This is a genomic window from Salinicola rhizosphaerae, from assembly GCF_014652715.1.
Taxonomy (GTDB): Bacteria; Pseudomonadota; Gammaproteobacteria; order Pseudomonadales; family Halomonadaceae; genus Salinicola; species Salinicola rhizosphaerae.
The window spans coordinates 303483-328450 of sequence record NZ_BMZI01000002.1 but is presented as its reverse complement, the minus strand read 5'-3'; the positions used below and the strand labels follow the sequence as shown (position 1 = coordinate 328450).

21 protein-coding genes are annotated in these 24968 nt (G+C 64.7%); 10 read left to right on the top strand and 11 right to left on the bottom strand.

What is annotated here, in order from left to right; all coding sequences use genetic code 11:
• Positions 1-69: 69 nt before the first annotated feature.
• Both IE125_RS04960 and IE125_RS04955 read left to right on the top strand, forming a co-directional pair.
• The gene (locus IE125_RS04960) at positions 70-978 is read left to right on the top strand and encodes a LysR family transcriptional regulator (RefSeq protein WP_229808928.1); all 909 of its coding nucleotides are present in this window, start codon (positions 70-72) and stop codon (positions 976-978) included.
• Positions 979-1106: 128 nt separating this feature from the next.
• A complete protein-coding gene (locus IE125_RS04955; RefSeq protein WP_189443528.1) occupies positions 1107-1562 on the top strand; it encodes a hypothetical protein in 456 nt (151 codons plus the stop codon).
• Positions 1563-1601: 39 nt separating this feature from the next.
• On the opposite strand, the gene nanR is transcribed toward IE125_RS04955, so the two are convergent.
• Both nanR and IE125_RS04945 read right to left on the bottom strand, forming a co-directional pair.
• Complete coding sequence (nanR, locus tag IE125_RS04950) at positions 1602-2327, bottom strand: transcriptional regulator NanR (protein WP_189443527.1); 726 nt, start codon at positions 2325-2327, stop codon at positions 1602-1604.
• 85 nt (positions 2328-2412) lie between these two features.
• Complete coding sequence (locus IE125_RS04945; protein ID WP_189443526.1) at positions 2413-3501, bottom strand: Gfo/Idh/MocA family protein; 1089 nt, start codon at positions 3499-3501, stop codon at positions 2413-2415.
• 196 nt (positions 3502-3697) lie between these two features.
• On the opposite strand from IE125_RS04945, the gene IE125_RS04940 reads away from it, so the two are divergent.
• The 4 genes from IE125_RS04940 to IE125_RS04925 all read left to right on the top strand — a co-directional run bounded on the left by IE125_RS04940 (position 3698) and on the right by IE125_RS04925 (position 8878).
• Complete coding sequence (locus tag IE125_RS04940; protein WP_189443525.1) at positions 3698-5704, top strand: D-apionate lactonase family protein; 2007 nt, start codon at positions 3698-3700, stop codon at positions 5702-5704.
• Positions 5705-5808: 104 nt separating this feature from the next.
• Positions 5809-7161 carry an MFS transporter gene (locus IE125_RS04935; RefSeq protein WP_189443524.1) on the top strand — a complete coding sequence of 451 codons (1353 nt, stop codon included), beginning with the start codon at positions 5809-5811 and terminating at the stop codon, positions 7159-7161.
• A gap of 35 nt (positions 7162-7196) precedes the next feature.
• On the top strand, positions 7197-7997 hold the full coding sequence (locus IE125_RS04930; RefSeq protein WP_189443523.1) for a sugar phosphate isomerase/epimerase family protein: 801 nt from the start codon (positions 7197-7199) through the stop codon (positions 7995-7997).
• The gene (locus IE125_RS04925; RefSeq protein ID WP_189443522.1) at positions 7994-8878 is read left to right on the top strand and encodes a phosphogluconate dehydrogenase C-terminal domain-containing protein; all 885 of its coding nucleotides are present in this window, start codon (positions 7994-7996) and stop codon (positions 8876-8878) included. The genes IE125_RS04930 and IE125_RS04925 overlap by 4 nt, the downstream gene beginning before the upstream one ends.
• A 17-nt stretch (positions 8879-8895) precedes the next feature.
• Here the strand turns inward: IE125_RS04925 and IE125_RS04920 are convergent, their stop codons facing one another.
• Positions 8896-9792 carry an oxygenase MpaB family protein gene (locus tag IE125_RS04920; RefSeq protein WP_229808927.1) on the bottom strand — a complete coding sequence of 299 codons (897 nt, stop codon included), beginning with the start codon at positions 9790-9792 and terminating at the stop codon, positions 8896-8898.
• Entirely contained in the window at positions 9789-10859 is a 1071-nt protein-coding gene (locus IE125_RS04915; protein WP_189443521.1) for an Lnb N-terminal periplasmic domain-containing protein, read from the bottom strand. The genes IE125_RS04920 and IE125_RS04915 overlap by 4 nt, the downstream gene beginning before the upstream one ends.
• 293 nt (positions 10860-11152) lie before the next feature.
• Between IE125_RS04915 and yccS the strand changes: the two genes are divergently transcribed.
• Positions 11153-13378 carry a YccS family putative transporter gene (gene yccS, locus IE125_RS04910; RefSeq protein ID WP_229808953.1) on the top strand — a complete coding sequence of 742 codons (2226 nt, stop codon included), beginning with the start codon at positions 11153-11155 and terminating at the stop codon, positions 13376-13378.
• Positions 13379-13387: 9 nt separating this feature from the next.
• On the opposite strand, the gene recG is transcribed toward yccS, so the two are convergent.
• Entirely contained in the window at positions 13388-15466 is a 2079-nt protein-coding gene (recG, locus tag IE125_RS04905; RefSeq protein WP_189443519.1) for an ATP-dependent DNA helicase RecG, read from the bottom strand.
• A complete protein-coding gene (locus IE125_RS04900) occupies positions 15463-16383 on the bottom strand; it encodes a hydrogen peroxide-inducible genes activator (RefSeq protein WP_189443518.1) in 921 nt (306 codons plus the stop codon). The genes recG and IE125_RS04900 overlap by 4 nt, the downstream gene beginning before the upstream one ends.
• Positions 16384-16675: 292 nt before the next feature.
• On the opposite strand from IE125_RS04900, the gene IE125_RS04895 reads away from it, so the two are divergent.
• Complete coding sequence (locus IE125_RS04895; RefSeq protein WP_189443517.1) at positions 16676-17557, top strand: SDR family oxidoreductase; 882 nt, start codon at positions 16676-16678, stop codon at positions 17555-17557.
• Between the two features lie 9 nt (positions 17558-17566).
• Here the strand turns inward: IE125_RS04895 and thpR are convergent, their stop codons facing one another.
• The 5 genes from thpR to gmk form a co-directional block, all read right to left on the bottom strand.
• Entirely contained in the window at positions 17567-18109 is a 543-nt protein-coding gene (thpR, locus tag IE125_RS04890) for an RNA 2',3'-cyclic phosphodiesterase (RefSeq protein WP_189443516.1), read from the bottom strand.
• 9 nt (positions 18110-18118) lie between these two features.
• Entirely contained in the window at positions 18119-18508 is a 390-nt protein-coding gene (gene ridA / locus IE125_RS04885) for a deaminase RidA (protein WP_189443515.1), read from the bottom strand.
• Between the two features lie 198 nt (positions 18509-18706).
• The gene (locus IE125_RS04880) at positions 18707-20848 is read right to left on the bottom strand and encodes a RelA/SpoT family protein (protein WP_189443514.1); all 2142 of its coding nucleotides are present in this window, start codon (positions 20846-20848) and stop codon (positions 18707-18709) included.
• A gap of 166 nt (positions 20849-21014) precedes the next feature.
• Positions 21015-21272 carry a DNA-directed RNA polymerase subunit omega gene (rpoZ, locus tag IE125_RS04875; protein WP_189443513.1) on the bottom strand — a complete coding sequence of 86 codons (258 nt, stop codon included), beginning with the start codon at positions 21270-21272 and terminating at the stop codon, positions 21015-21017.
• Between the two features lie 142 nt (positions 21273-21414).
• Positions 21415-22116, bottom strand: coding sequence for a guanylate kinase (gmk, locus tag IE125_RS04870; protein WP_189443512.1), 702 nt, complete (start codon positions 22114-22116; stop codon positions 21415-21417).
• Between the two features lie 357 nt (positions 22117-22473).
• On the opposite strand from gmk, the gene IE125_RS04865 reads away from it, so the two are divergent.
• Together IE125_RS04865 and pyrC are read left to right on the top strand one after the other, a co-directional pair.
• Positions 22474-23673 (top strand): MFS transporter, encoded by a 1200-nt coding sequence (locus tag IE125_RS04865; protein ID WP_189443511.1) that lies wholly within the window; start codon positions 22474-22476, stop codon positions 23671-23673.
• A 110-nt stretch (positions 23674-23783) separates the two neighbouring features.
• Positions 23784-24836, top strand: a complete 1053-nt coding sequence (gene pyrC / locus IE125_RS04860) for a dihydroorotase (RefSeq protein WP_189443510.1) — start codon at positions 23784-23786, stop codon at positions 24834-24836.
• Positions 24837-24968: the final 132 nt, after the last annotated feature.

Sequence of the window (24968 nt, the reverse complement as noted above, 5' to 3'; positions counted from 1 at the left end):
TCTGAGATTAAGCTGAGCACGCGCCGATAAAAATCGATAAAGTCTCCGTGACAGGTCAGGAAAACTCACGTGAAATCACTGCCACCACTCAATGCGTTGCGCGCGTTCGAAGCGACCGCGCGGCTGGGTAGCGTCGGTGCTGCGGCCGACGAGCTCCATGTCACGCACGGCGCGGTGAGCCGGCAGCTGCGCACGCTCGAGCGCCATTTCGAGACGCGTCTTTTCGACAAGGCGGGACGCGGTATCGCGCTAACCGCCCACGGGCGACTTTTACACACCTCGGTCGGGGAAGCGTTTCGACGACTGGAGACGGGATGCGCGACGCTGTCGCATCAGCTCTCGGATACGCCTTTCACTCTGGCTTGCCCGGGTAGCTTGCTCGCCCGCTGGCTGATCCCCCGCCTTGACCGTCTCAACGCGGATCTACCCGAGCTGCGCCTGCGTGTGATCTCCAGCGAGACCGAACTCGACCCGCGGCGCGAGGACGTCGATGCGACCCTTCGTTTTGCCGCACCGCCGTGGCCCGGGGATCTGCGCGTGATTCCGCTGCTGGCGGAGCGGATCGTCGCCGTGGCCACGCCCGATGTCTGGACGCAGTCCGCGATCCGCAATCCGCTCGCGGCTATCGAATCGCTGACGCTACTGGATACGGCGTCACGACCGCAGGCCTGGAGCCAATGGGCTTCGGCGATGGCAGTCGATGCCGCCATTCTGGACAGCGCCCGGCGCCACGGACGCCGCTTCGAGCACCTTTACTATCTGCTCGAAGCGGCGCTCGCCGGTCTCGGCGTTGCCATCGCGCCCCACTTGCTGGTTGAAAGCGACCTCGCACAGGGCCGCCTGGTGGCGCCCTGGCTGGCCGTGGAGACCGACGCCTGCCTGGGGCTGTGGCTCGCGCCGCGCCGCGACGAGCGCCGGGGTCAACAGCTGGCCAACTGGCTGGAGAAGGCACTGGCTGATGACGCCGCTCGCGAATGACGAGTGACCGTCGCGAGGGGTGAGCTAGTTGAATTTGCGCTACAGTGGTGCGAGACGATCCATCCCTCACGACACCTATCGAAGATGACTCTCTCTCACCGGTTTCATGTCCCGCTCGAGCGCCCCTGTTGATTCTTGATCTGGAGGATCGCCACGATATACCCGCCCTGCGCCGGCCGATCGTTCTGCTCGCCGCATTGGTGGCAGGTTTCGTGCTCGCCCAGCTCTGCCTCAGTCTCAGCAGTGCGCTTCACTGGACGGCCATCGACCCCATCTCGACCCTGCCCTGGCTTGGCTGCTTCTTGGCGACGGTGCTCATCATCCGGCTCGCCCCGAAACCCGCAAGACGCCGAGCCGCCTGCGTCTTCGCTCCTTATCTGGCCTGTCTGGGGCTACTGATCTCGCTGTGGATCGGCGATCTGACCGGGCTGTCGTTATGGGACGGCACGCCCGGGCTGGGCCTGGTCGGCGAAATGCTATCGCTGTTCCTGCTGCTCGCCGTCATCGTGGGGCCGGTGATTGCTCTGCTCTCGGCCGGCTGGCTGGTCTGGACCGACTCTCGGCATGTCAGGCGCAGCCGCTGATGGCGGTCTGCAGGTTTCAAGAGGCGATGAGGCGTGGGTTCATGAGGAAGCGTCTGCCGCGCGTTGGCGGTAGAGGTCGCTGGCACGGTTCAGATGATCGCGCATGGCGCGTTCGGCGCCTGCCGGATCGTTAGCTGCCAGACGCTCAACGATGTCGTGGTGCTCGCGAATGGAGACGTCTTCCGCGCCTCGGAAGCTGACGATGCCGACATAGTAGTCCTTGAGCCAGTGCAGCATGGCCCGCGCCGTGGCCGCGAAGATCGGGTTGCCGGTCATTGCGGCAATGGTGTGATGGAAGGCCATGTCGCGTTCGATGAAGGCCTCGCCGTGCTCGCTGGCCTGCATCTCGTCGATCAGGCGGCGGAGCGTTTCGATGTCGTTCGGCGTGGCTTTCTCTGCCGCCAGACGCGCCATGCCGGTTTCGAAAAAGACGCGGGCCTGCTTGAGGTGATCGATGTTCTCGTCGGAGTCGTCGAGCAGGAACCGCGCCGTGGTATCGAACTGCGAGATCATCGAACCGACGGTGACTTCGCTGACCCGAGCGCGCTCACCGTGGTTGATCGTGATCCGGCCCATCGATGCCAGCTGCTGCATGGCCTCGCGGATCGCTGGGCGGCCGACGCCGTAAAGGCTCATCAGCTCTCGCTCGGGGGGCAGTTGATCACCGGGCTGCAGTCGCTGGGACTGAATCAGCGCCAACAGACGATCCAGCACTTCTTCCGATAATTTGCGCCGCCGAATGGGCCCCGTTGCCTGATCGCTCATGAAATATCCTGTCTTGAGACGGCGTACTCGCCGGTCGCACCAATGGCAAGTGCCTAGGATAGCCGCTTCGACGATCGGGATCAGCTCAACGCTCCCAGCGCTCGGGAACGACCGTCTGATGAATTGCCGCTGCGCGATAGGCGGCCTCGACCAGCGCCAGGGTGTTGAAGTTGTCCTCGCCCCGCGTTTCGACAGAGCGGCCCTGGCGTTGCGCACCCAGCCAATCGCGCTGGAAGGCGAGCACGCTCTGCTGGATCGGCCGCCACGGCGCTTCGCTCCAGGCCGGCGATTCGGGGCGAACGTCGCGAATCTCGCAACCGCCTTCGATGGCGTGAATCTCCAGCGTGAAGTCCTGACGCAGCCGCAGTGATCCGCGCTTGCCGTCGATCTCGATCAGACTCTGCGGGAACGGGTCGTCGGCGAGTCGTGTAGCGTAGCTGCAGTCGACCACGGCGGTGACGCCCGTGTCGTGGTGCAGCATCATCGTGGCGACGTCTTCGCCGTTGATGGCGGGGTTGACCCGAGCGATCTCGCAGCCGAGTCGATCGACCTCGCCGAACAGCGCGCGAGCGATATCCAGCACGTGAATGCCCAGATCCTCGATGATGAAGCGCTCGACCTCGGCCAGATAAGGCTGCGCCCGGTAGACATCGAAGCCGTTGCGGTAGCTGATGCGACCAAAGAAAGGCTGCCCGATCGCGCCGTCGCGCAGGGCTTCGATCGTGCTGCGTACCGCCTGCTGCCAGCGGAAATTTTCGTGAATGCCGAGCGTGACACCGCGCGTTTTGCAGTGCTCGATCAGTTGGCGAGCCGTCTCCAGCGAGCCGGCGAAGGGCTTCTGGCAGATGATATCGACGCCGTGATCGGCGGCCAGCGGGACCAGCGCGGCGTGGGCCTGGGTCGTGGTGGCGATATCGACGAAATCCAGGTCGCTATCTTTGCCGTCAGCACCGCCCCCGGCGAAGGCTTCGAACATCGCGTTGGCATCGGTGAACGTCGCCTCGATGCCGAATAGCGTCTGGAAATGCGCCAGGCGCTGCGGATCGCGATCACACAGCGCGACGATCTCGACCCTTTTCCCGTCGCGCTGAAGCTGTTGCCACGCCTGCATCTGGTTCTCGGCAAAGAAGCCGCAGCCGATCAGCGCGCCCCGCACGGTTCGTTCTTCGGCCATCTGAATCCCTCCCGTGTCCGCTGCTATTGATGGTCTGTCCCGAGCACGGCGCACTCGGGTTGGATGACGTCAGAGCATTAAATCGGCGAGTTGAGATCATGTCATCATACCAAAGGTCGAATGGCGCCCGCCGCCAGAGTCGCCATCATCGATTCGACACGCTTCGCGAATCGCATCGACGAATGGAGACGAGCGCATGGCGGCGAACGAAACAGCGGCATCCCAGCAGTACGGCACGGCGATAACCGAGCCGGCGCTGCGCCAGGTTCGGCTGGGTGATGTGTCGTTTGCCTGGCAATCGGGCGCCCTGCGCTGGCTAACCGTCGGCGATGTTGAAGTCGTACGCGGCATCGCCGCGGTGCTGCGCGATCCGCAGTGGGGCACGCATGCGCCGGTCGTCGATGACGAACGGATGACGATAACGGATCGCCACGCCAGCCTGACTCAGGATTTCCATCTGCCGCCGCAGAACGCTGACGAGGTCGCCAACGCTAAGCCACTGCTGCGTGGGCGGTTGCTTATCGAGGCGAGTGAGCGGCATGTCACGGTGGATCTCGTCCTCGACGCGCTGATCGATTTCACCACCGCGCGTAGCGGCTTGAGCGTGCTGCTGCCGCTCGCGGGTATCGTCGGCGAGGAGATTCAGGTCTGGCACACGGATGGCCGGCAGGAAACGGCTCGGCTGCCTTGGCTGATCAGCCCCTCGCAGCCGCTGTTCGATATCCGACAGCTCCAGCTCTCGCCGGCGCGCGATGTCACGCCTAATTTGACGGTCACGCTCGCTTTCGACGGCGACGTGTTCGAGATGGAAGATCAGCGCAACTGGTCGGATGCCTCGTTCAAGATCTACAACCGGCCGCTGGCCTGGCCGACGCCCTACGTGCTGAAGGCGGGTGAGACGCTGAACCAGCGAGTGACGGTCTCGCTGAATGGTGGGGCGAGAACCGAGCTTGAATTGGGCGAGAGCGAGCCGAGCATCCATGCGCCAACGCCGCTGACCATGCCCTCCATCGGCTGCGGCGTGTGGCTGGATCGCCTGGACGATCTCGAACGCCTGGCCCGGCAGCTCGACGCGGTCGCGCCGCGGCATCTCGATGTACTGCTCGATCTGCGCAAGCCTCGGGCGATCGACAAGCTGGCCGGTCTGATGACAATCGCTGCCGAGCATGACATCGCGGTGTGGTTCTATGTGATCTGCGAGGATCATGAGCCAGAGGCCTCGTTATCGGCGTTGGCGCAGCGACTCGAACGGCTGCCCGACGTGAAGGAGCGCCCGCTAGCAGGAATGTTGGTCACGCCGGCGGCCTACCTCGAGAGCTATCAGCCGGATGGTGACTGGCCGGCGGGCACATCGCCGGCGGAGGCGCTGGCGGCGGCGCGTAAAATCTGGCCGGAGATGACGCTCGGCGGCGGCGTGCCGACCTACTTCACCGAGCTCAATCGCTGCCGGCCCGATCCGGCCGCGATCGACTTCATCACCCATGCCGTCTCGCCCATCGTCCACGCAGCGGACGATCGATCGGTGATGGAGGCGCTGGAGAGCGTGCCGTATCTCGTCGCTTCCTGCCGCGCATTGGCGCCGACCGTTCCCTATCGCATCACCACCACCGTCATCGGCGCCTGGACCAATCCCTACGGCAAGAGTCTCACCCCCAACGATGGCCGTCAGCGAGTCACGCTGAGCGACAACGATCCGCGTCAGCATGGCCAGTTCGCGGCGGCGTGGACGCTAGGCTTCGCCGCGCGTGCTGCCGAGTCCGGCGTCGAGGCGCTGACGTTCTCGTCGCTGGGGCCGCCGTTCGATATCGGCGAGATGCCGCTGCGCCCCGTGGGGCACGTGATCGCGGGGCTGGCGCGAGCGTCGGGGCAGAGACTCTGTCGCAGCCCACTCGAAGAGAGCCCGAACAGCCCCGCGTCTCTGGCGACTCTCGCCTGGCGGATTGGGGCCACCGAGGCGAATCCAACAGCAACCGAAACGAGGGGTATCAGCGAAGGGTGGATGGTCAACCTCGCTGCCGAGCCGGTGATGCTGGGCCTGAAGCGGGTCGATATCGTCGACTTGGCACTGCTCGAAGCGGCGCATGATGGGTTTCAGCCGGCGCCCGAACTCCAGGCTCGACTGGTATCAGGCGAGAGCGTGACGCTTGCGGGATTCGCGGTTATCAAGCTTCGTTGGCGCGATCTCTCGATCTCGACAGACTGAAATCGGGCGCACGATCGGCTCTAAGACGTTTGCCGTATTGTCGAAGTGGTATGATGACCTGATGATCGTATGACAGCCCTAACGAACTCCGAGGGGAAGCGATCATGAGTCAGGCAGCAACATCGACAGTGGAGACGTCGGCCATTCGCAAGGTGGCGTGGCGTCTCGTGCCCTTCGTGGCACTGATGTTCTTCGTCAACTACCTCGACCGCACGGCGATCTCCTTCGCCGCGCCCAATGGCATGAATGCCGATCTGGCTCTGAGTGCGGCCCAGTTCGGTTTCGCTTCGGGGATCTTCTTCCTCGGCTACATCTTGCTGGAAGTGCCCAGCAACTTGGCGCTGCATCGTTTCGGCGCGCGCAAGTGGCTGGCCCGGATCATGGTCAGCTGGGGCGTCGTGGCGCTGCTGTTCACCTGGGTGGATAGCGCCGGCGGCCTCTACTTTCTGCGTTTCTTGCTCGGCGTGGCCGAGGCCGGCTTCTTCCCCGGCGCGATTCTGTTTCTGAGCCTGTGGGTGCCGGCACGCTATCGCAGCCGGATTCTGGCGCTGTTCTATCTGGCCCAGCCGCTGACCACGGTGATCGGAGCGCCGCTGGCAGCAGCGTTGATCCAGCATGACGGGGCTTTCTTCGGGCTGGCGGGCTGGCGCTTCATGTTCTTCGGCGTGGCGATTCCGGCGATCGTGTTGGGCATCGTTGCCTGGTTCTATCTGGTCGACCGGCCCGCGGATGCGCGTTGGCTGACCGCCGAGGAAAAGGCCTGGCTGACCGCCGAACTCGAGGGGGAGTCCCGCGAGAAGAGCGGGACCAGTCACGAGAAGAAAGGTCTAAAGCAGGCGTTTTGCAGCGGTCGGGTCTGGGCGCTGTGTCTGATCTATTTCGGTTTCATCTACGGGCTTTACGCGCTGGCGTTCTTTCTGCCGACGATCATCGGCGGCTTCGAAGCGCAGTTCGGGACCTCGTTCGATTTGATGCAGAAGGGGCTGATCACCGCCATTCCCTACCTGCCGGCCGCCGTCGTGCTCTATTTCTGGTCCCGCGATGCCACCCGCCGCGGCGTACGCAGTTGGCACATCGCCCTGCCCGCGTTCACCGGCGCCGTCAGCGTGCCGCTGGCGCTGTTCATGGACTCGCCAGCCGCCACGGTGGCCATGATCACCATCACCGCCTGTTCGATCTTCGCCGCGCTACCCAACTTCTGGACGCTGCCGACCCGTTTTCTCGACGGTGCCGCGGCCGCAGCCGGCGTGGCGCTGATCAATACCATCGGCAATATCGCGGGCTTCTCGTCCGGCTATCTGACCGGCGCGCTGCATGATCTGACCGGCAGCTACACCCTGCCGATGTTCGTGGTCGGCGGGTTCATGGCGATGGCGGGTGTTTTGATGCTGCTGATCAGTCGCCAGCCGCGACCCGGCGTCTCGGCATCGCAGCGCCCGGCAATGGCGCGGCACTGATGCCTCCCCCATCAACGGATCAGCAGAGGGTCACCATGGCCACGGGATTGAGCACTTACGCCTTCTTCTGGCGCGGATCGGATCGCGTCGCGGAGCCGATGTCGCTGGAAGCGATGCTCGAGGAGACCGCGACACTCGGCGGCGATGTGTTCCAGATCTGCGACTACCCGGCGATCGAGGCCTTCGACGCGGCGCGTCTGGCGCAGCTGCGGGCTCAGGCCGAACGCCTCGGCGTCACGCTCGAGCTCGGCACCAAGGGGCTCGGGCGCGATCACCTCGGGCGCTATCTCGAGATCGCCGAGCGGCTTGGCGTCTCGCTGTTGCGCAGCATGGTGTATGCCGGGGACGACCGGCCGACCACCGAGGAAGCGACTCGGCGGCTGGAAGCGATGCTTCCCCGCCTGCGCGATCAGGGTGTGACGCTGGCGCTGGAGACCTATGAACAGGTCAGCGTCGATGCGCTGATGGGCGTGATCGAGCGCATCGATGATCCGCATATCGGCGTGTGTCTCGATCCGGCCAACTGCGTGGCGGCGCTGGAAAGCCCCGAGTCCGTCATCGAGCGCACCGCGGATCGAGTCGTCAATCTGCACATCAAGGATTTCCACTTCACCCGCGCGGCCGGCTGGGTCGGTTTCCAGCTCATCGGCTGCCCGCTGGGCGAGGGGCAGCTGCCGTTCGACGCCATGATGCGGCGCGTCGATCCGGCGTCTCGCGGTATCTCGCAGGTCATCGAGCACTGGCTGCCCTGGCAGTCGGATGCAGAGACGACCTGTCGGCTGGAGTCCGAGTGGACTCGGCATAACCTGAACTTTCTGAGGAGTCATTCAGCATGACGCAAATCTATCGATCGATCGTGGTCGTCGGTGCCGGCGGCAAGATGGGCATGCGCATCTCGGACAATCTGGCGCGCAGCGACTTCAACGTGCACTACTGCGAGAACGCGCCCGAGGGCCAGCAGCGCGTACGCGACGCCGGGCGTGAGGTGGCCGGCATCGAGGCGGTCATCGGCGACTGTGATCTGCTGATTCTGGCGGTACCGGACATCGTGCTCGGCAAGGTTTCCGAGGCGCTTGTGCCACAGATGAAGGCGGGCGCGACGCTACTGACACTGGACCCGGCAGCGGCCTACGCCAACCTGCTGTTCCAGCGTGAAGACGTGCACTATGCCGTGGCGCATCCCTGCCATCCGTCGGTTTTTCTCGAGCGCTACACCAAGGAGGAGCACGCCGATGCCTTCGGTGGCGTGGCGGCCACGCAGTCCGTGGCGGCGGCATTCGAGAGTGGCAGCGATGCGCAACGAGAGGCGCTGGAGGCGGTGATCCGCGTGATGTACGCCCCGGTCGACGAGGTGCACTGGATTACCGTGACCCAGCTGGCCTACCTCGAGCCGACGCTGGTGGAGACCGTCACCTGCATGTTCGGCACCTTCATGAAGGAGGCGCTGGACGAAACCGTGGCGCGCACCGGGGTGCCGCAGAAGGCCGCCGAGGCGATGCTCTACGGGCATATCCAGATTGCGCTGGCGGTGGCGTTTCGCAGCACCAACCCGTTCTCGGACGCCTGCATGATCGCGATCGATTACGGCCGCGAGAACATCCTGCGCGACGATTGGAAGAAGATCTTCGATCAGTCCGAGCTCGACAAGGTGATCGCGCGGATGCTGAAGATCGATCACGTACGCCGCGACGCGCCGTCACTCGAATCCACGACGTAATCGTCGCGTCATTGGCGCTACTGTTGCGTTTCCTTGGCCTTGGCCTGCATCCGCTCCATGGCGCGACGATAGGAGCCGCTGCGCACCGCCCAGCGCATGACGGGGGCAATGGTGCGGATGCCGGCTCTCACCGCGTGGCGCTCCGGCGTAGACATCTCAAGGCTGAGTAGCGTCGCCGCCCAGGGCGGCAGCAGATCGATCCCGGCGCGCATGAACAGCGCACCGGCCGGGCGGATGATCGGGCTCGGCGGCAGTGCATGCAGCAGCACGTCGATGACATCGCGCGTGCGAGCATCGCAGACCAGATTGCGGCGCTGGCGTTCGAGATAGGCATCGACTGCGGCGCGGCTTCTCGGCAAGTGGCGGGCGCCCAGCGCTTCGGCCACGCGGGCGGTCTCGTCGAAGTAGCGATCCTGATCCGCGAGGCTGAGGCGCGGATTGCGATAGCGCAGATGCGCGGCGAGAAACCGGCTCATCTCGGCGACGTGCACCCAGGTTAGCAGGTCGGGGTCGCTGGCGGCATACGGCGTGCCGTCGGCGGCGTTACCGTGGACACCCTCATGGACTCTGCGCACCCGCTCCAAGATGCGCTCGGCATCGTCACGGGCGCCAAATGTGGTCACGGCGATGAACTGGCTGGTGCGTCTGAGCCGGCCGATCATGTCGTGACGGAAGTTGGAGTGATCCCAGACACCGGCCAGCGCCAGTGGATGCAGCATCTGCAGCAGCAGCGCGCTGACCCCGCCGCACATCATCGAGGTGAAGTCGCCGTGAACCTGCCAGGCGATCGTCTGCGGGCCGAAAAGCCCCGGATCGCCTTTTGGCTGGGTGTAGTCGACGCCGCCGAGCGTGCGTCCGGTCAAATGACCGACGCGGTTCTCGATGGCATCGCGAAGGCGGGTTATCTGGTTCACGTCGTCGGCTCTGCCTCTTTCGTTTGCGCCTTCGGCACACCGTCGCGGATGGCACGCGAAAAGGCTTCGCTTCCCGCATCGTAAGGCACGGCCTGGGCCCGCGGGTTGATATAGCCGCGCTGGCGCAGCGTTTCGAGCGGCAGCTGCGTGTCCAGGCCATCCACGTCGTAGACGTAGGCCGGCAGATAGCCGGAAAGAATCAGCCGGATGTCCTTGGGCAGTCCCGGCACGATCTTGTCGACCATGTCGAAGACGATGGTGGTGCAGTTGCTGGTCAGCGTGTTGTAGAACTCAGGGTTTGCGCGCAGGTCGTCGGCTTCGTCGAGATAGGCCAGAAACAGCTCCCGCCGCGCCTCGGGCGACAGCCCCACGTTATAGAGATAGACATCCTCGCCTCTGACGTTGCTGCGCAGGCGCAGAATGTCGTTTTCGTCGGCGGCGATCAGATTGACTTCGAACTGCTTGAAGAAGCCGCCGCTGATCGAAAACGTTTCATCGCTCTCGCGGCGGATCTCCACCGAAAAGGTCAGATGCCGACCATCGTCGAAGCCGAAGCTGACCAGGGTGTGGGCGATCGCCGGGCCCATCCAGTAGGAGACGATCATGTCGACCGAGTCGAGCTGCGAGAGATCGTATTCGCGCGTTTCCCAGCGGGGTATCGCGATGTCCGGCGTCTGCCACTCGAAGTCGCGCACGTTGTGCAGCGTCACCTGGTTGCCGTTGCGTTCATAGGAGAGCTGGCGGGCGACGTCGGGGGCCCAGTCGCGGTCGTTGCGCGGCATCAAACCCTGCCACCAGGCGACGATGGCGACCAGCGCAATGACGAAGCTGCAGCGTGCCGCCAGCGCGAGATGGGGCCGTGCGCGCTGCCAGAGCGGCGCCAGCAGGGCGATGCCGCCGATGAGGCACCAGACGGCCTGGGTCGATATCATCACGCCGTGCGCGCCGGGTAGCTCGAAGTGGAGCGCGAGAATCCCCCAGCCGATAGTGACGATCAAGGCGACGCCACGCACGCCATGGCCAAGGATTCGAAATAGACGACGAGCCGGACGAACGGGGAAGACCATGGCGCTCCAGAAAACGGTGGCGGTCGGGATCGCAAGCGCCCGAAGAGGGTCGGATACGCAGGCGGAAGTGAGCGATGGTGCCGGACAAGGACGAGGGAATAAAGCGCTGTCGAGCGGATGATCGATCAGCGTGGTGGCGTTATACTAAAGTCTAATCCGTCATGCCGGCTCGGCATGACGAGAACGGATGCCGAGCCCTTGAGTTCGTCTTCGCTCTTCGACTCAAGGTGCCTGTCAACTTCTTGCCTGACAGGCTATCGTGCCCCGATAGCCAAGACCCTGGAGAAGCCGAGATTTCCGATTCGCTGTCTCATTCGCTGCGCCGTCTCTGGACGCTCGACAAGTTCGCCTACAGCTTTCGTGTCTTCCTCGCCTTCAGCGGTGCCATCGCGCTGAGCTGGTCTCTCGATCAGATCGCGCTCGCCATTCCCCTGTTTCTCGGCATCATCGCCAGCGCACTCTCCGAGACCGACGACAACTGGGAAGGCCGGGTGCGCGCGCTGCTGGTCACGCTGATCTGCTTTTTCGTCGCCTCTACCTCGGTGGAGCTGCTGTTTCCCTGGCCCTGGCTTTTCGCGCCGGGGTTGGCGCTCTCCGCGTTCGTGCTGATCATGCTCGGCGCCATCGAGCAGCGCTATGCCACCATCGCTTCCGCCACGCTGATTCTCTCTGTCTATTCGATGATCAATATCGAACAGCATGGTGGCGCCACCGAGGGAAATTTCTGGCATCAGCCGCTGCTGCTGGTGGCCGGCGCGGCCTGGTATGGCCTGATTTCGGTCATCTGGTGTCTGCTCTTCTCGCGCCAGCCGGTCAAGCAGAGCATGGCGCAGCTCTACCGTGAGCTGGGCGAGTATCTGATCATCAAGGCTACCCTGTTCGAGCCACTGCGCGGGCTCGACGTGGAAGCCCGGCGCGTGGCACTGGCGCGTCAGAACGGCCGGGTGGTCATGGCGCTCAACCAGGCCAAGGAGATGATCTTTCGCCGGCTCGAGGGCCAGCGCGGCAGCCGCAAGCTCAACCGCTACCTGCGGCTCTACTTCATCGCTCAGGACATTCACGAACGCGTCAGCGCCTCGCACTACCCTTATTCGGCGCTGGCCGAGACTTTCTTCCACCACGACGTGCTGTTCCGCTGCCAGCGCCTGCTCGATCAGCAGGGCAGAGCCTGCAAGCGGCTTGGCAAGGCGCTGCTGCTGCGTCAGCCGTTCGACCATAGCTTGAGCGAGCAGGCGCTCGAGGATCTGCGCGCCTCGATCGTCTATCTGCGCGCTCAGCGCAATCCGGCGTGGACACCGCTGTTGCGCTCGCTGCAGGCGCTGGCGCGCAACCTGGCCACGCTCGAGGATCAGCTCTCCAGCGCGCACAATCCCGACGCGGTTGCCGATCAGCAGGACGCGAGCCTGTTCAACCGCTCCCCGCGCAGCTTCAAGGACGCCTGGGAACGGGTGCGCCTCAACCTGACGCCGGGCTCGCCGACCTTCCGCCATGCGCTGCGCCTGCCGATTGCGCTGCTGGTCGGCTACGGCGTGCTGCATCTGGTGCATCCGACGCAGGGCTTCTGGATCCTGCTCACGACGCTATTCGTGTGCCGACCCAATTTCGGCGCCACGCGACGCTTTCTGCGCCAGCGCATCATCGGCACGATACTGGGGCTGGTCGTCGGCTGGGCCCTGATCAGCCTGTTTCCCGATCCGCTCATGCAGTCGCTGATCGCCATCGTTGCCGGCGTCGTCTTCTTCGCCAATCGCGAAAAGCACTACGTGATCGCCACCGCCGCCATCACCACGTTGGTACTGGCGAGCTTCAATCAGGTCGGCGACGGTTTCGACCTGATCATGCCGCGCCTGATCGACACGCTCATCGGCGCGGTGATCTCGGGGCTCGCGGTCTTCTTCATCCTGCCTGACTGGCAGGGGCGGCGACTCAACAAGGTAGCCGGTGCGGCGCTCTCCGGCAGCAGCGCCTATCTGCGCGAGATCATCCATCAGTACGAAGCCGGCAAGCAGGACGACCTGGCGTACCGACTGGCGCGGCGCAACGCCCACAACGCCGATGCCGCGCTCTCCACCGTGCTTGCCAACATGCTTCAAGAGCCTGGCCACTACCGCAAGAAGGATGCCGACGAAGGCTTTCGTTTCCTCGTCGTCTCGCACACCTTGCTGGGTTACCTCTCCGCGCTGGGCGCACATCGCGGCACGCTGACGCCGAGCGAGGCCGACGCCGACATCTACGCCGCTGCGCGCCGGCTTGCCGATGCCTTCGACACCATCGCCGCCGCGCTGACAACGCGCCAGACCATTTCAGATTTCAAGTCGGCGCAGAACGAACTGATTGCCGTCTTCGAGCAGGAGCCGACCAGTGCCCAGGACGAAAGCGACGACGAACGTCGCCTGATTCAGGCGCAGCTCGCCCACATCAGCCGCCAGCTCGTGCCGATGAGCGAAGCCGCGGCGCGGTTGATCGAGACACAGACGCAGATGGCCCAGGAGGAGAAGGCCGTCGCGGAGGCGGCCTGAGTACCGACCTCACACCTGCCCATACCGCCCTGCCTCGTCGCCCAGCCAGCGCTGGATCAGCGCCGGTGCGACGTCCGGGGCCTCTTCCAGCAGCGCTTGCGCCAGGGCGGTGACGGTGTCGAGCAGGTCGCGGTCGCGCTCGAGGTCGGCGATCTTCATCTGTGCCAGGCCGGTCTGGCGGGTGCCGAGTACTTCTCCAGGGCCGCGCAGTTCGAGATCCTTCTCGGCGACCTTGAAGCCGTCGGTGGTGTCGCGCAGGATGCCGAGCCGCTCGCGCGAGTGGTGCGAGAGCGGCGGGTGGTAGAGCAGCACGCAGTAGCTGTCGACGCTGCCACGCCCGACGCGACCGCGTAGCTGGTGGAGCTGGGAGAGCCCGAGACGCTCCGGGTTCTCGATGATCATCAGACTGGCGTTGGGCACGTCGACACCGACCTCGATCACGGTGGTCGCGACCAGCAGGTCCAGCTCGCCGGCCTTGAACGCGGCCATCACGTCACCCTTCTCGGCGGCCTTCATGCGTCCATGAACCAGGCCGACGTTGAGTTCCGGCAGCGCTTCGACCAGCGTATCGCGGGTGACTTCCGCCGCCTGGCAGGTGAGCGCCTCCGACTCCTCGATCAAGGTGCAGACCCAGTAGGCCTGACGGCCTTCGGCGCAGGCGTTGCGGATGCGCTGGATCACTTCCGGGCGGCGTTCGTCGGGCACGGCGACGGTGTGCACCGGCGTGCGCCCCGGCGGCAGCTCGTCGATCACCGAGAGATCGAGATCGGCGTAGGCGCTCATCGCCAGCGTTCGCGGGATCGGCGTGGCGGTCATGATCAGCTGGTGCGGCGTCAGACCGCCGGCTTCACCCTTCTGGCGCAGGGCCAGTCGCTGGTGCACGCCGAAACGATGCTGCTCGTCGATGACTGCCAGACCTAGCTTGTGGAAGTGAACGTCATCCTGAAACAGCGCGTGGGTGCCAACGGCAACCTGCACGCGGCCGTCGGCAATGGCCGCCTTGGTATCGAGCCGCGCCTTGCCCTTGAGTTTGCCTGCGAGCCAGCCGACCTCGATGCCGAGCGGTTCGAACCAGGCGCGAAACTGGCGGAAATGCTGCTCGGCGAGAATCTCGGTGGGCGCCATTACCGCCGCCTGGCAATGGCCAGCGATGGCATTTAACACCGCCATGGCCGCTACCACGGTCTTGCCCGAACCGACATCGCCCTGCACCAGCCGCAGCATTGGCACTTCGCGCTCGAGATCGCGGCCGATCTCCTCGAGCACGCGACTCTGGGCGCGGGTGAGCGAAAACGGCAGCTGGGTCAGAAAGCGTGCCTGCAAATGGCTCGCGGCGGCGAGCGCCGGGGCGCCGTCGGTCTGGATACGCAGCCGCACCTGACGCAGGCTCAGTTGATGGGCGAGTAGCTCTTCCAGGGCGAGGCGTCGCTGCGCCGGATGACGACCGTCGGCGAGGCGCTCCTGCGGGGCATCGGGCGGCGGTTCATGCAGGTAGCGCAGCGATTCGATCAGGCTCGGCAGGCGAAAACGCCCGCGCAGCGATTCGGGAATCCACTCCGGCAGCGCCGTCGGCTCCGCCTCGAGGCGCTTCAGTGCCTGCTGAATCAGCGCCCGCAGGCGTGGTTGTGCCAGGCCTTCGGTGGCGGGATAGATCGGCGTCAGATGCTCTTCGACCGGGGCGGAATCGGCCTGAACCAGGCGATATTCCGGATGATAGATCTCGAGCCCCGTGCTGCCGGCGCGGGCTTCGCCGAAGCAGCGCACCTGCACACCCCTGACGAACTGCTTCTGCTGTGCCGGCGAGAAGTGAAAGAAGCGCAGGCTGAGAATGCCGGAGCCGTCCTTGAGCCGCACCAGCAGGCTGCGGCGTCGGCCGCGCACCACATCGGCAGCGCTGACTTCGCCTTCGACGACCGCTTCCACGCCGGCACGTAGCGTGCCGATCGGCGTGATGCGGGTGCGGTCCTGATAGCGTAGTGGCAGGTGGAACAGCAGGTCGGCGACGCGCTCGATACGCAGACGTGAGAGCTTCTCGGCCAGCGCCTCGCCGACGCCGGAGAGCGACGCGACCGATTCGTCGAGGCTCATGCGGCCTCGACGTCGCTACCCTGAATTTGATCGATCGCCTGGATCAGCGCGTCGATCGCCTTGGGCCGCGGGAAGCTGGCACGCCAGGCGAGCGCCACGCTGCGTGTGGGCACATCGCCCTTGAATGGCCGGCTCTCGAGCAGTCCACCTTCATAATGGCTGGTGCCGATGGCGAGCTTCGGCAGCACCGTGATGCCGAGCCCGGAAGCGACCATGTGGCGGATCGTCTCGAGCGAGCCGCCCTCTGCGATCAGCGTGTTTTCGGGGTTATTGAGCTGGGCGCTGATGGCCGGGCAGGCCTCCAGAATCTGATCGCGAAAGCAGTGTCCTTCGCCCAGCAGCAGCAGGCGTTCGGTCAGCAGGTCCTCCTTGTCGATGGCGGTCTTTTCGGTCCACGGATGATCGGCCGGCAGCAGCACCTCGAAGGGCTCTTCGTAGAGCGTCTTGGTGACGACATCGGGCTCGTTGAACGGCAGCGCCACGAAGATGGCATCGAGCTCGCCGCTGCGCAGTTTTCGGCGCAGCACGCCGGTAAAGCTCTCTTCGATATAGAGCGGCATCTGCGGGGCGATGCGCGAGAGTGCCGGAATCAGATGCGGGAAGAGATAGGGGCCGATGGTGTAGATCGCGCCGATCCGCAGCGGACTGATCAACTGATCCTTGCCTTCGGTCGCCATCTCCTTGATCAGCGTCGCCTGCTCGAGGACTCGGTGCGCCTGCTCGACGATACGCTCGCCCAGCGGCGTGACCTGAACCGTGGATTTGGAGCGCTCGAACAGCGCGATGCCGAGCTCGTCCTCAAGTTTCTTGACCGCGACCGAGAGCGTCGGCTGCGAAACGTAGCAGCGCTCGGCGGCGCGACCGAAATGACGCTCTTGCGCCAAGGTTACGATGTAGCGGAGTTCTGTTAGAGTCATGTGGCGGGACCGAAAGGCTCCCCTATTGTCCAGAGACAGGGTTCAGAAGTCTGGGTCAGACAACGTTCCAGCGCAGACTGCAGCGAATTGGCACAGGGTACCGCAAAGCGTGAAGGCAATGCTGGATTGCGCGGCTCGCTTGCACAGCTCGATTGTCTTGACTGACCCGATTGTCTTGATTGATTAGCGCCGGGCGCGTCTTTGACGTGTCCGTCCCGAGATCGTCTCTCGTGGTCGTTCGTGTCTTCACGGGCGAGTTAACAAGGATGTTTTACCAAGAGGCCAGGGAAAGGTGAAGAAAACCACATTAATTCTCGGCTGCGGCGATATCGGCACGCAGCTCGGGAAGCAATTGAGCGATGCCGGTCATCGCGTCATCGGGGGGCGTCGCAACGTGGCGGCGCTCGACGGCACCGGCATCGAGCCGGTCGCTCTCGACGTGACTGATGAAGCGGCGCTCGCCGCGTTGCCGGACGCGGATATCCTCGTCTACGCCGTGACCGCCGACCGCTTCGAGGAGGCGGCGTACGAAGCGGCCTATCCGCAGGGCTTGAAAGCCGTCATCCAGGCATTCAGCGGGCGAGAGAAGCCGCCGCAGCATGTCTTTTTCGTCTCCTCGACCAGTGTCTATGGTCAGCAGGAGGGCGAGGAGGTCGACGAGACCTCGGCTACCGAGCCCAGCGGCTTCTCCGGCACCCTGATGCGCGAGGCCGAACAGGCCCTGCTGGACAATGAGCTTGCCGGCACGGTGGTGCGCTTCTCCGGCATCTACGGGCCGGGTCGCGATCGCTTGATCCGCCAGGTAAGCGAAGGGCGCATCGCCGCCGCCAATCCGCCGATGTACTCCAACCGGATTCACCGCGATGACTGTGCCGGCGTCATGGCGCACCTGATTCAGCGCGCCGTCGACGGCAAGTCTCTCGAGCCGGTCTATCTCGCCAGCGACAGTGATTCCGCACCGCTGCACGAGGTCATGGCGTGGATCGCCAAGCGCCTCAAGGTAGAGGCCAACGAGGTCATTCAGTCACCGCTGCGCCGCCGTTCCAGCAAGCGCTGCAACAACGCGCGCCTGCTGGAGTCCGGCTACGCCTTTCGCTACCCCACCTTTAGGGAAGGCTACGAAGACGTGCTCCAACAGGGCGGTTTTCTCGCCTCGGACAAGGCCAAGGCCTGATCGGACGCGTCAGTCGAAGTCGTGCGCCTGCGGTGCACGGCTTCGTGCCAGCGTTCGATAGCGCGAGCCGCTCTCCCCACGCGCAGACGCCACCAGCGCCAGATGATCGAAGCGCCACTGAATCGAGGTCGCAAGCGACGACCTCGATGCAGGACGCGTGGCCTGACGTACCAGACTGACGTGCGGTGTGAACGCGCGGTGCGGCGGTTTGAAGCCGTGGCTGGAGAGTCTCGACCAGAGCGCCTCATACAGGGCGGATAGCGCGGGAGCGGCCGCGCCGCCTGCCCAGACGATACGCGGCTGAGGGAAATGGCCGAGCCGATCCAGCGTCCAGACGCTTTCCAGCGCTGGCCATGTCTGAGTCAGCTCGAGCAGCGGCGTCAGCCGCGAGGCGTCGACGCTGCCCAGAAACGCCAGCGTGATATGCAGGTTCTCCGCCGGTAGCGGATAGCCGCCGCAGCGAGGTGCCAGGTTTTCGGCCTCGGCGGCCAGGGCCCGGCGACTGGCGTCGTCGGGCCACAGGGCGAAGAAGAGGCGCAGGCTCGTGCTCACGCCCGCTGCTCAGTCGCCAATCACCATGACGGCTTCGGCTTCGACCTGACTGCCCTTGGGCAACTGGCTGACGCCGACGGCGGCGCGAGCCGGGAACGGCGGCTGGAAGAACTCTTCCATCACCTTGTTGACCACGGCGAAGTTGTCGAGATCGGTCAGGTAGAGGTTGAGCTTGACGATATCCTGCAGGGAACCGGCGGCTTCCTGGCATACGGCGGAAAGATTGGTGAAGACCTGGCGCGCCTGGGCCTCGAACTCCTGCGATACCAGCTCCATCGTCTCGCCATCCAGCGGAATCTGTCCGGAAAGATAGACGGTATTGCCGGACTTGATCGCTTGCGAATAGGGGCCGATGGCGGCCGGTGCTTTGTCGGTGTTGATAACGGCTTTGTTACTCATGGCGTACCCTCCAGCGTTATATGGATGCCTTTGCGGCAGTGCCTGCGTGTCATCCTGCTCGCCGATTCATTCGGCACGAATGTCGAAAAATCGGGTGTCGTTAAACAGTCTTTTGAATGAGTTCTTCGTCACATAAACGAGATGACGAAAAAACGACGCCCCGCCGTGGCATGCCACGGCGGGGCAGTGGTTCAGCAATCAACTTCTGGCGCGAACGATGCGTCCGATGTGATTCAGATTCCGCAGGCGCTTGATGATCCGTGCCAGATGGATACGGCCCTTGACCATGATCGTCAGATTGACGATCGAGAGTCGGGCGCCGCGCTCCTCGATGCCGATGCGCTCGATGTTGGCATCGGCGTCGGTAATCAGGCTGGCCAATTCGGCGATCAATCCACGCCGCGTCTCGACCTCGATGCGCAGCGGCACCGGAAAGTCCTGGTCGATCTGCTTCGACCAGGTCAGCGAGACCAGCTTGTCGGGATCGTCGCGCAGCTCTTCGAGATTACCACAGTCGTGGCGGTGCACCACGATTCCCTTGCCCATCGACAGATGGCCGACGACAGGGTCGCCCGGTAGCGGATAGCAGCAGCGACCGAAGCTGATCGCCATGCTTTCCGAACCGTTGATGACGATCGGCCCGCTGTGGGGCGAGTCGTCATGCTGCGAGGTCTCGGCATCCGTGGAATCGGCGGCACTGTCGATCAGGCGGCGCGCCGTGGCGTGTGCCAGCCGCGTGCCGAGGCCGATGCTCTCGAGCAGGTCGTCTTCGGCCTTCAGGTCGAGCTCGGTGAGCAGCGCCGCCAGCCGGCCCTCCGGCAGCGTCTCGAGGCTGGATTCGAAGCCGCCCAACGCGCGATTGAGCAGGCGTCGACCGAGCTGAATCGCCTCGCTGCGCTGCTGATTCTTCAGCGCGTGGCGAATCGCCGAACGCGCTTTGGCCGTGATCACGAAGTTGAGCCAGGCCAGATTGGGCCGCGCCCCGGGGGCGGTGATGATCTCGAGCGTCTGACCACTCTCCAGCGGCGTCGATAGCGGCGCCAGGTGCCGATCGATGCGGCAGGCGATGCAGCTGTTGCCGATATCGGTGTGCACGCTGTAGGCGAAATCGACCGCCGTTGCCCCCTGAGGCAGCTCCATGATGTCGCCTTTGGGGGTGAAGATGTAGACATCGTCCGGGAAAAGGTCGTTCTTGACGTGCTCGATGAACTCCAGCGAATCGCCGGCGTGGCGCTGCATCTCGAGCAGTCCGCGCACCCATTCGCGGGCGCGGGCGTGGCTGCCGGCCGCGATCGGGCGCTCGGTCTGGCCCGCCTTGTAGAGCCAGTGGGCGGCGATGCCGTTGTTGGCCATCGCTTCCATCTCGCGGGTGCGAATCTGCACCTCGATCGGCATGCCGCTCGGGCCGAACAGTGTCGTGTGCAGGCTCTGGTAGCCGTTCGCCTTGGGGATGGCGATGTAGTCCTTGAAGCGCCCCGGCACCGGTTTATAGAGGTTATGGACCGCGCCGAGGATGCGATAGCAGTTGTCGACGGTGTCGGTGATAATGCGGAAACCGAACACGTCCATGATCTCGGCGAACGGTTTGCGCTGGTCGTGCATCTTGCGGTAGATCGATAGCAGGTGCTTCTGCCGGCCGACGACGCTGCCGACCAGGTCATCCTCGTCGAGACGGCGCTGCAGGCTGTCCTGTATCTGGCGCATGGTCGAGCGGCGGTTGCCGCGGGCGCGCGCCACGGCGCGCTTGATGCGCTCGGCGCGCATCGGGTGGATCGCCTGGAACGAAAGATCCTCGAGCTCGACCCGAATGGTGTTGATGCCCAGGCGGCCGGCGATACGCGCGTAGATCTCGAGCGTTTCGCGGGCGATGCGGCGCTTCTTGTCCGGGCGCAGCGCGCCGAGCGTGCGCATGTTGTGCAGACGGTCGGCGAGCTTGACGATGATCACGCGGATATCCTGCGACATCGCCATGACCATCTTCTGGAAGTTTTCGGCCTGGGCGACCGCCTTGTCCTCGAAGGTGATCTGGGTCAGCTTCGAGACGCCGTCGACCAGATCCGCCACCGCCTCGCCGAACTGGCCCGCCAAGGCATCCTTGGTAATGCCGGTATCCTCGATCACATCGTGCAGCATGGCCGCCATCAGGCTCTGATGGTCCATGTGCATGTTGGCAAGGATGTTGGCGACAGCGAGCGGATGGGTGACGTAGGGCTCGCCGGAGCGGCGGGTCTGGCCGTCGTGGGCCTGCTCGGCGTAGTAGAAGGCGCGCCTGACCTGCTGTATCTCCTCCACGGGGAGATAGCCACCGAGGCGATCGGCCAGGTCATCGATGGTGAACATGCAGCGCGCCCGTTGTCGAGGATCGATACGTCAAGGACCGAGTATCGTGGATCGGAGGTTGCGGATCGAGAGATTCGTGTCCTCGGAAACCGTGAGTCTCGGCGAGATCGTTCTCGGTCCGCCGAGACGGTTCCGGCGGCCTTGAGGGAGGCCGCCGGAGTCGGAGTCAGATATCGAGGTCGTGGCTCGGCTCAGGGCGCGGACGCGGCGGCGCGGCTTCGACCGGCTCGTCGAGAATACTCTCGTCGATCTGGCCGGTGGCGATCTCGCGCAGCGCCATGACGGTCGGCTTGTCGTTTTCCCACGGCAGCAGCGCATCGCGGGAGCCGCGAGAGAGCTGACGTGCACGCTGGGAGGAGATCATCACCAGCTTGAAACGGTTCTCGATGTGGTCAAGACAATCTTCGACGGTCACTCGTGCCATGGTGATAACCCTGCTGCGAAAGTGAGGCAAATGCCCCGGATCCGGCCGACGCTCGGCGGATCGATTCAGGGACCTTTGCGGGACCGTGCAGTCTACTGGAGTCTCGTCACGACTGACAAGCGTTCGGCACGGCGAGGTCACGTCACTCCACGCCGTGAAGCAGTTCTGCCAGCAGCGGGGCGTAGCGCTCTCTGACCTTGTCCAACCGCGAGCGCCGAGCGTGAACGATGCACTCGAGCTCGGTCAGCGCATGGTCGAACGTGTCGTTGATGACGACGTGCTCGTACTCGTCGAAATGCGACATCTCGCTGACCGCGTCGCGCATGCGCCGCTCGATCACCGAGTCGTCATCGGTACCGCGCCCGGAAAGGCGCTCGCGCAGCGCCGCCAGCGAGGGCGGCAGGATGAAGATCGACTCCGCCTCCGGTGCCAGCTCCCGGACCTGCCTGGCGCCCTGCCAGTCGATCTCGAGAATCACGTCCTCGCCGACTGCCAGTCGCTTCTCGACCTCGACCCGCGAAGTCCCGTAGTGGCGATCGAACACCCAGGCGTGCTCGAAGAACTCGCCACGCTCGACCATGGCCTCGAACGCCTCCGGTGTAACGAAGTGGTAATTGACGCCATCTTCCTCACCCGGGCGCATGGCGCGGGTGGTGTGGGAGACCGAGACGCCGATGGCGGCGTTGCGCTCGAGCAACGCTCGCACCAGGCTGGTCTTGCCCGCGCCGGAAGGGGCGGAGACGATGTAGAGCGTGCCTTGCGCGCTGGGCGTCGGACTGGCGCCGCCGAGAGGCTGGGACGACGGATGAGCGGAGTGACGAGGCGTCGATGAGGCTTGCGACATGACAGAGCGGCCGTTCGGCAATGCGTGAAGCCGCCTAGTATGTCATGGAAAGCGCATGACACGGAAAGCGCCGTGGCAGGAGCGCCGCCGTGACAGGCGATTCGTGACGAGGGAGAACGCTGGCGAACGGGATTTCCGATGCGCCGGGGCGCACGGCCGCGGTCACGCGTTACCGGCGGCTCGCCCTCGGAAGCGGCATTTCGATGGCATCGATCAATCACGCCAGTACGAAAGTCTATACTGGTACGCTGTACATCGAGTGTTCACCACCGAAGTCTCGTCGAGACGGAACGAGCCTGACTCTACCTCGGATTTCGCGCCGGCGAGATCCGACGACCGGCAAGGATGCTGCTCACCATGACCGATTCCCAAGGCAACGACTCGCGCCGCGCGGGAACGTTTCTCGGCGCCGCGCTCGCCTTCGCGACCACGATGATCGGCACCACGCTGCCGACGCCGCTCTATCCGCTCTACCAGCAGACATTCGGCTTTTCCCAGCTGATGATCACGGTCATCTTCGCAGTCTATGCTGCCGGTGTGATCGCGGCGCTGCTGATCACCGGGCGCTGGTCGGACCAGCTCGGCCGCCGGCCGCTGCTGTTCGCGGGCCTGGTCGCCTCCGCGCTCAGTGATCTCGTGTTCTGGCATGCGGACGGCCTCGGCATGATTCTGGCCGGCCGCGTGCTTTCCGGCGTCTCCGCGGGCATCTTCACCGGAACCGCGACCGTCGCGGTGATGGAGCTGGTGCCCGCCTCCTGGGAACGCTACGGCACGCTGGTGGCGACCGCCGCCAACATGGGCGGGCTGGGTCTGGGGCCGATCCTCGCGGGCGTCCTGGCTGCGCTCTTTCCCATGCCGCTGGCGTTGCCGTTCATCGTTCATCTGATTCTGGCCGTCGTCGCGGTGATCTGCGTCTGGCGCGCGCCGGAGACCGTCGACCGGCCCGAGCGCATCCGGCTCAGCGTGCAGAAGCTCAAGGTACCTGCGGAAGTGCGTGGCGTCTTCGTGCCGGCGGCGATCGCCGCCTTTGCCGGGTTCATGGTCTGCGGGTTCTTTACCGCCGTCGCACCGGCGTTTCTGGGCGATGAGCTGGGCTATACCAACCATGCCCTGATCGGATTCGTGGCCGGCGTGCTGTTTCTAGCCTCCACGGTCGGCCAGATGGTCCAGGGACGTCTGCCGGAAACCGGTCGGCTGCCGATCGGCTGCGCGATTCTCCTCGTCGGCGTGGTCATCGTCGCCTGGGGTATTGCCGGGGCACAGCTGGCCGGCTTTCTGCTGGGGGCGATCGTCGCCGGCGTCGGCCAGGGCATCGCGTTTCGCGCGGGGCTGGGCGCGGTGGCGGCTGCCAGCCCCGACGAGCACAAGGCGGCCGTGGTCTCGACCTTCTTCGTGGTCGCCTACGTTGCCATATCCGTCCCGGTGATCGGCATCGGGCTGGTCGGTAGCGTGTTGAGCCTCAACGCGACCGGGCTTGCGTTCGACGGCCTCGTCGCTCTGCTCTGCTGTGTGGCGCTGGTGCTGTTGCTGAAGCGGAAAAAGGGGCAGGCAGCGTAACGATCGGCCGGTGCGGGAAAGGATGCGGCGATTTCCCCGGGGTTCGCGGTTTGCCAGCTCTGGTATCATGGGCGCCCGCCACGACAATCCGCTTGCTTCAGGAGTGACCGATGACCGCCTCGCCCGATACGCTCACCATTCGCCGACCCGACGATTGGCACCTGCACCTGCGTGACGGCGCGGTCACCGAAACGGTGTTGCCTTACACCAGTGCCATTTTCGGCCGCGCCATCGTCATGCCCAATCTGGTGCCGCCAGTGACGACGATTGAAATGGCGCAGGCCTATCGGGCGCGGATTCTTTCGGCCTTGCCGGCCGGGCATGACTTCACGCCGCTGATGACCTGCTATCTCAACGAGAGCGTGAGTCTCGATGCGCTGACCCAGGGCCACGCCGAGGGTGTGTTCACCGCCGCCAAGCTCTACCCGGCCAACGCGACGACCAACTCCCAGCACGGCGTCAAGCGCGTCGCCGATATCTACCCGCACCTGGAGACGATGCAGCGCATCGGCATGCCGCTACTGGTCCACGGCGAAGTGACGCGCGGCGAGATCGATATCTTCGACCGCGAGAAGGTCTTCATCGACGAGGTAATGAGCGATATCCGCCGTCAGTTCCCCGAACTGAAAGTGGTGTTCGAGCACATCACCACCGCCGATGCCGCCCAGTTCGTGCTGGAAGGCGACGAATTCCTCGCCGCCACGCTGACCCCCCAGCACCTGGCGCAGAACCGCAACGACATGCTGGTCGGCGGCATTCGCCCGCACCTCTACTGCCTGCCGATCCTGAAGCGCCAGGAGCATCAGCGTGCGCTGCGCCAGGCCGTCGCCAGCGGCCATCCGCGTTTCTTCCTCGGCACCGACTCCGCACCCCACGTCACCGCCGCCAAGGAGACCGCCTGCGGCTGTGCCGGCGTCTTCAACGCCGAGGCCGCGCTCTCCGTCTACGCCGACGTGTTCGAACAGGAAGGTGCTCTTCAGCACTTCGAAGCGTTCTGCTCGGAGAACGGCCCGCGCTTCTACGGCCTGCCGCTGAACGAGGGCACGGTCACGCTGACGCGCCAGCCGACGCCGGTGGCCGCGTCGGTCGGTACGGGCGATAACACCTTCGTGCCCTACCAGGCCGGTGAGTCGCTGACCTGGCAGGCGACGCGCGACGACTGACGTTTGGTCGTCGGCCCGGAGACGCCACGCCGATAACGCCTGTCCAGATAAGCCAACGGCCCGCCAACATCGCGTTGGCGGGCCGTTCGTTTTTGCCAGTGAACCGTTTTGGCGGTCGTGGCGTCCGTCAGT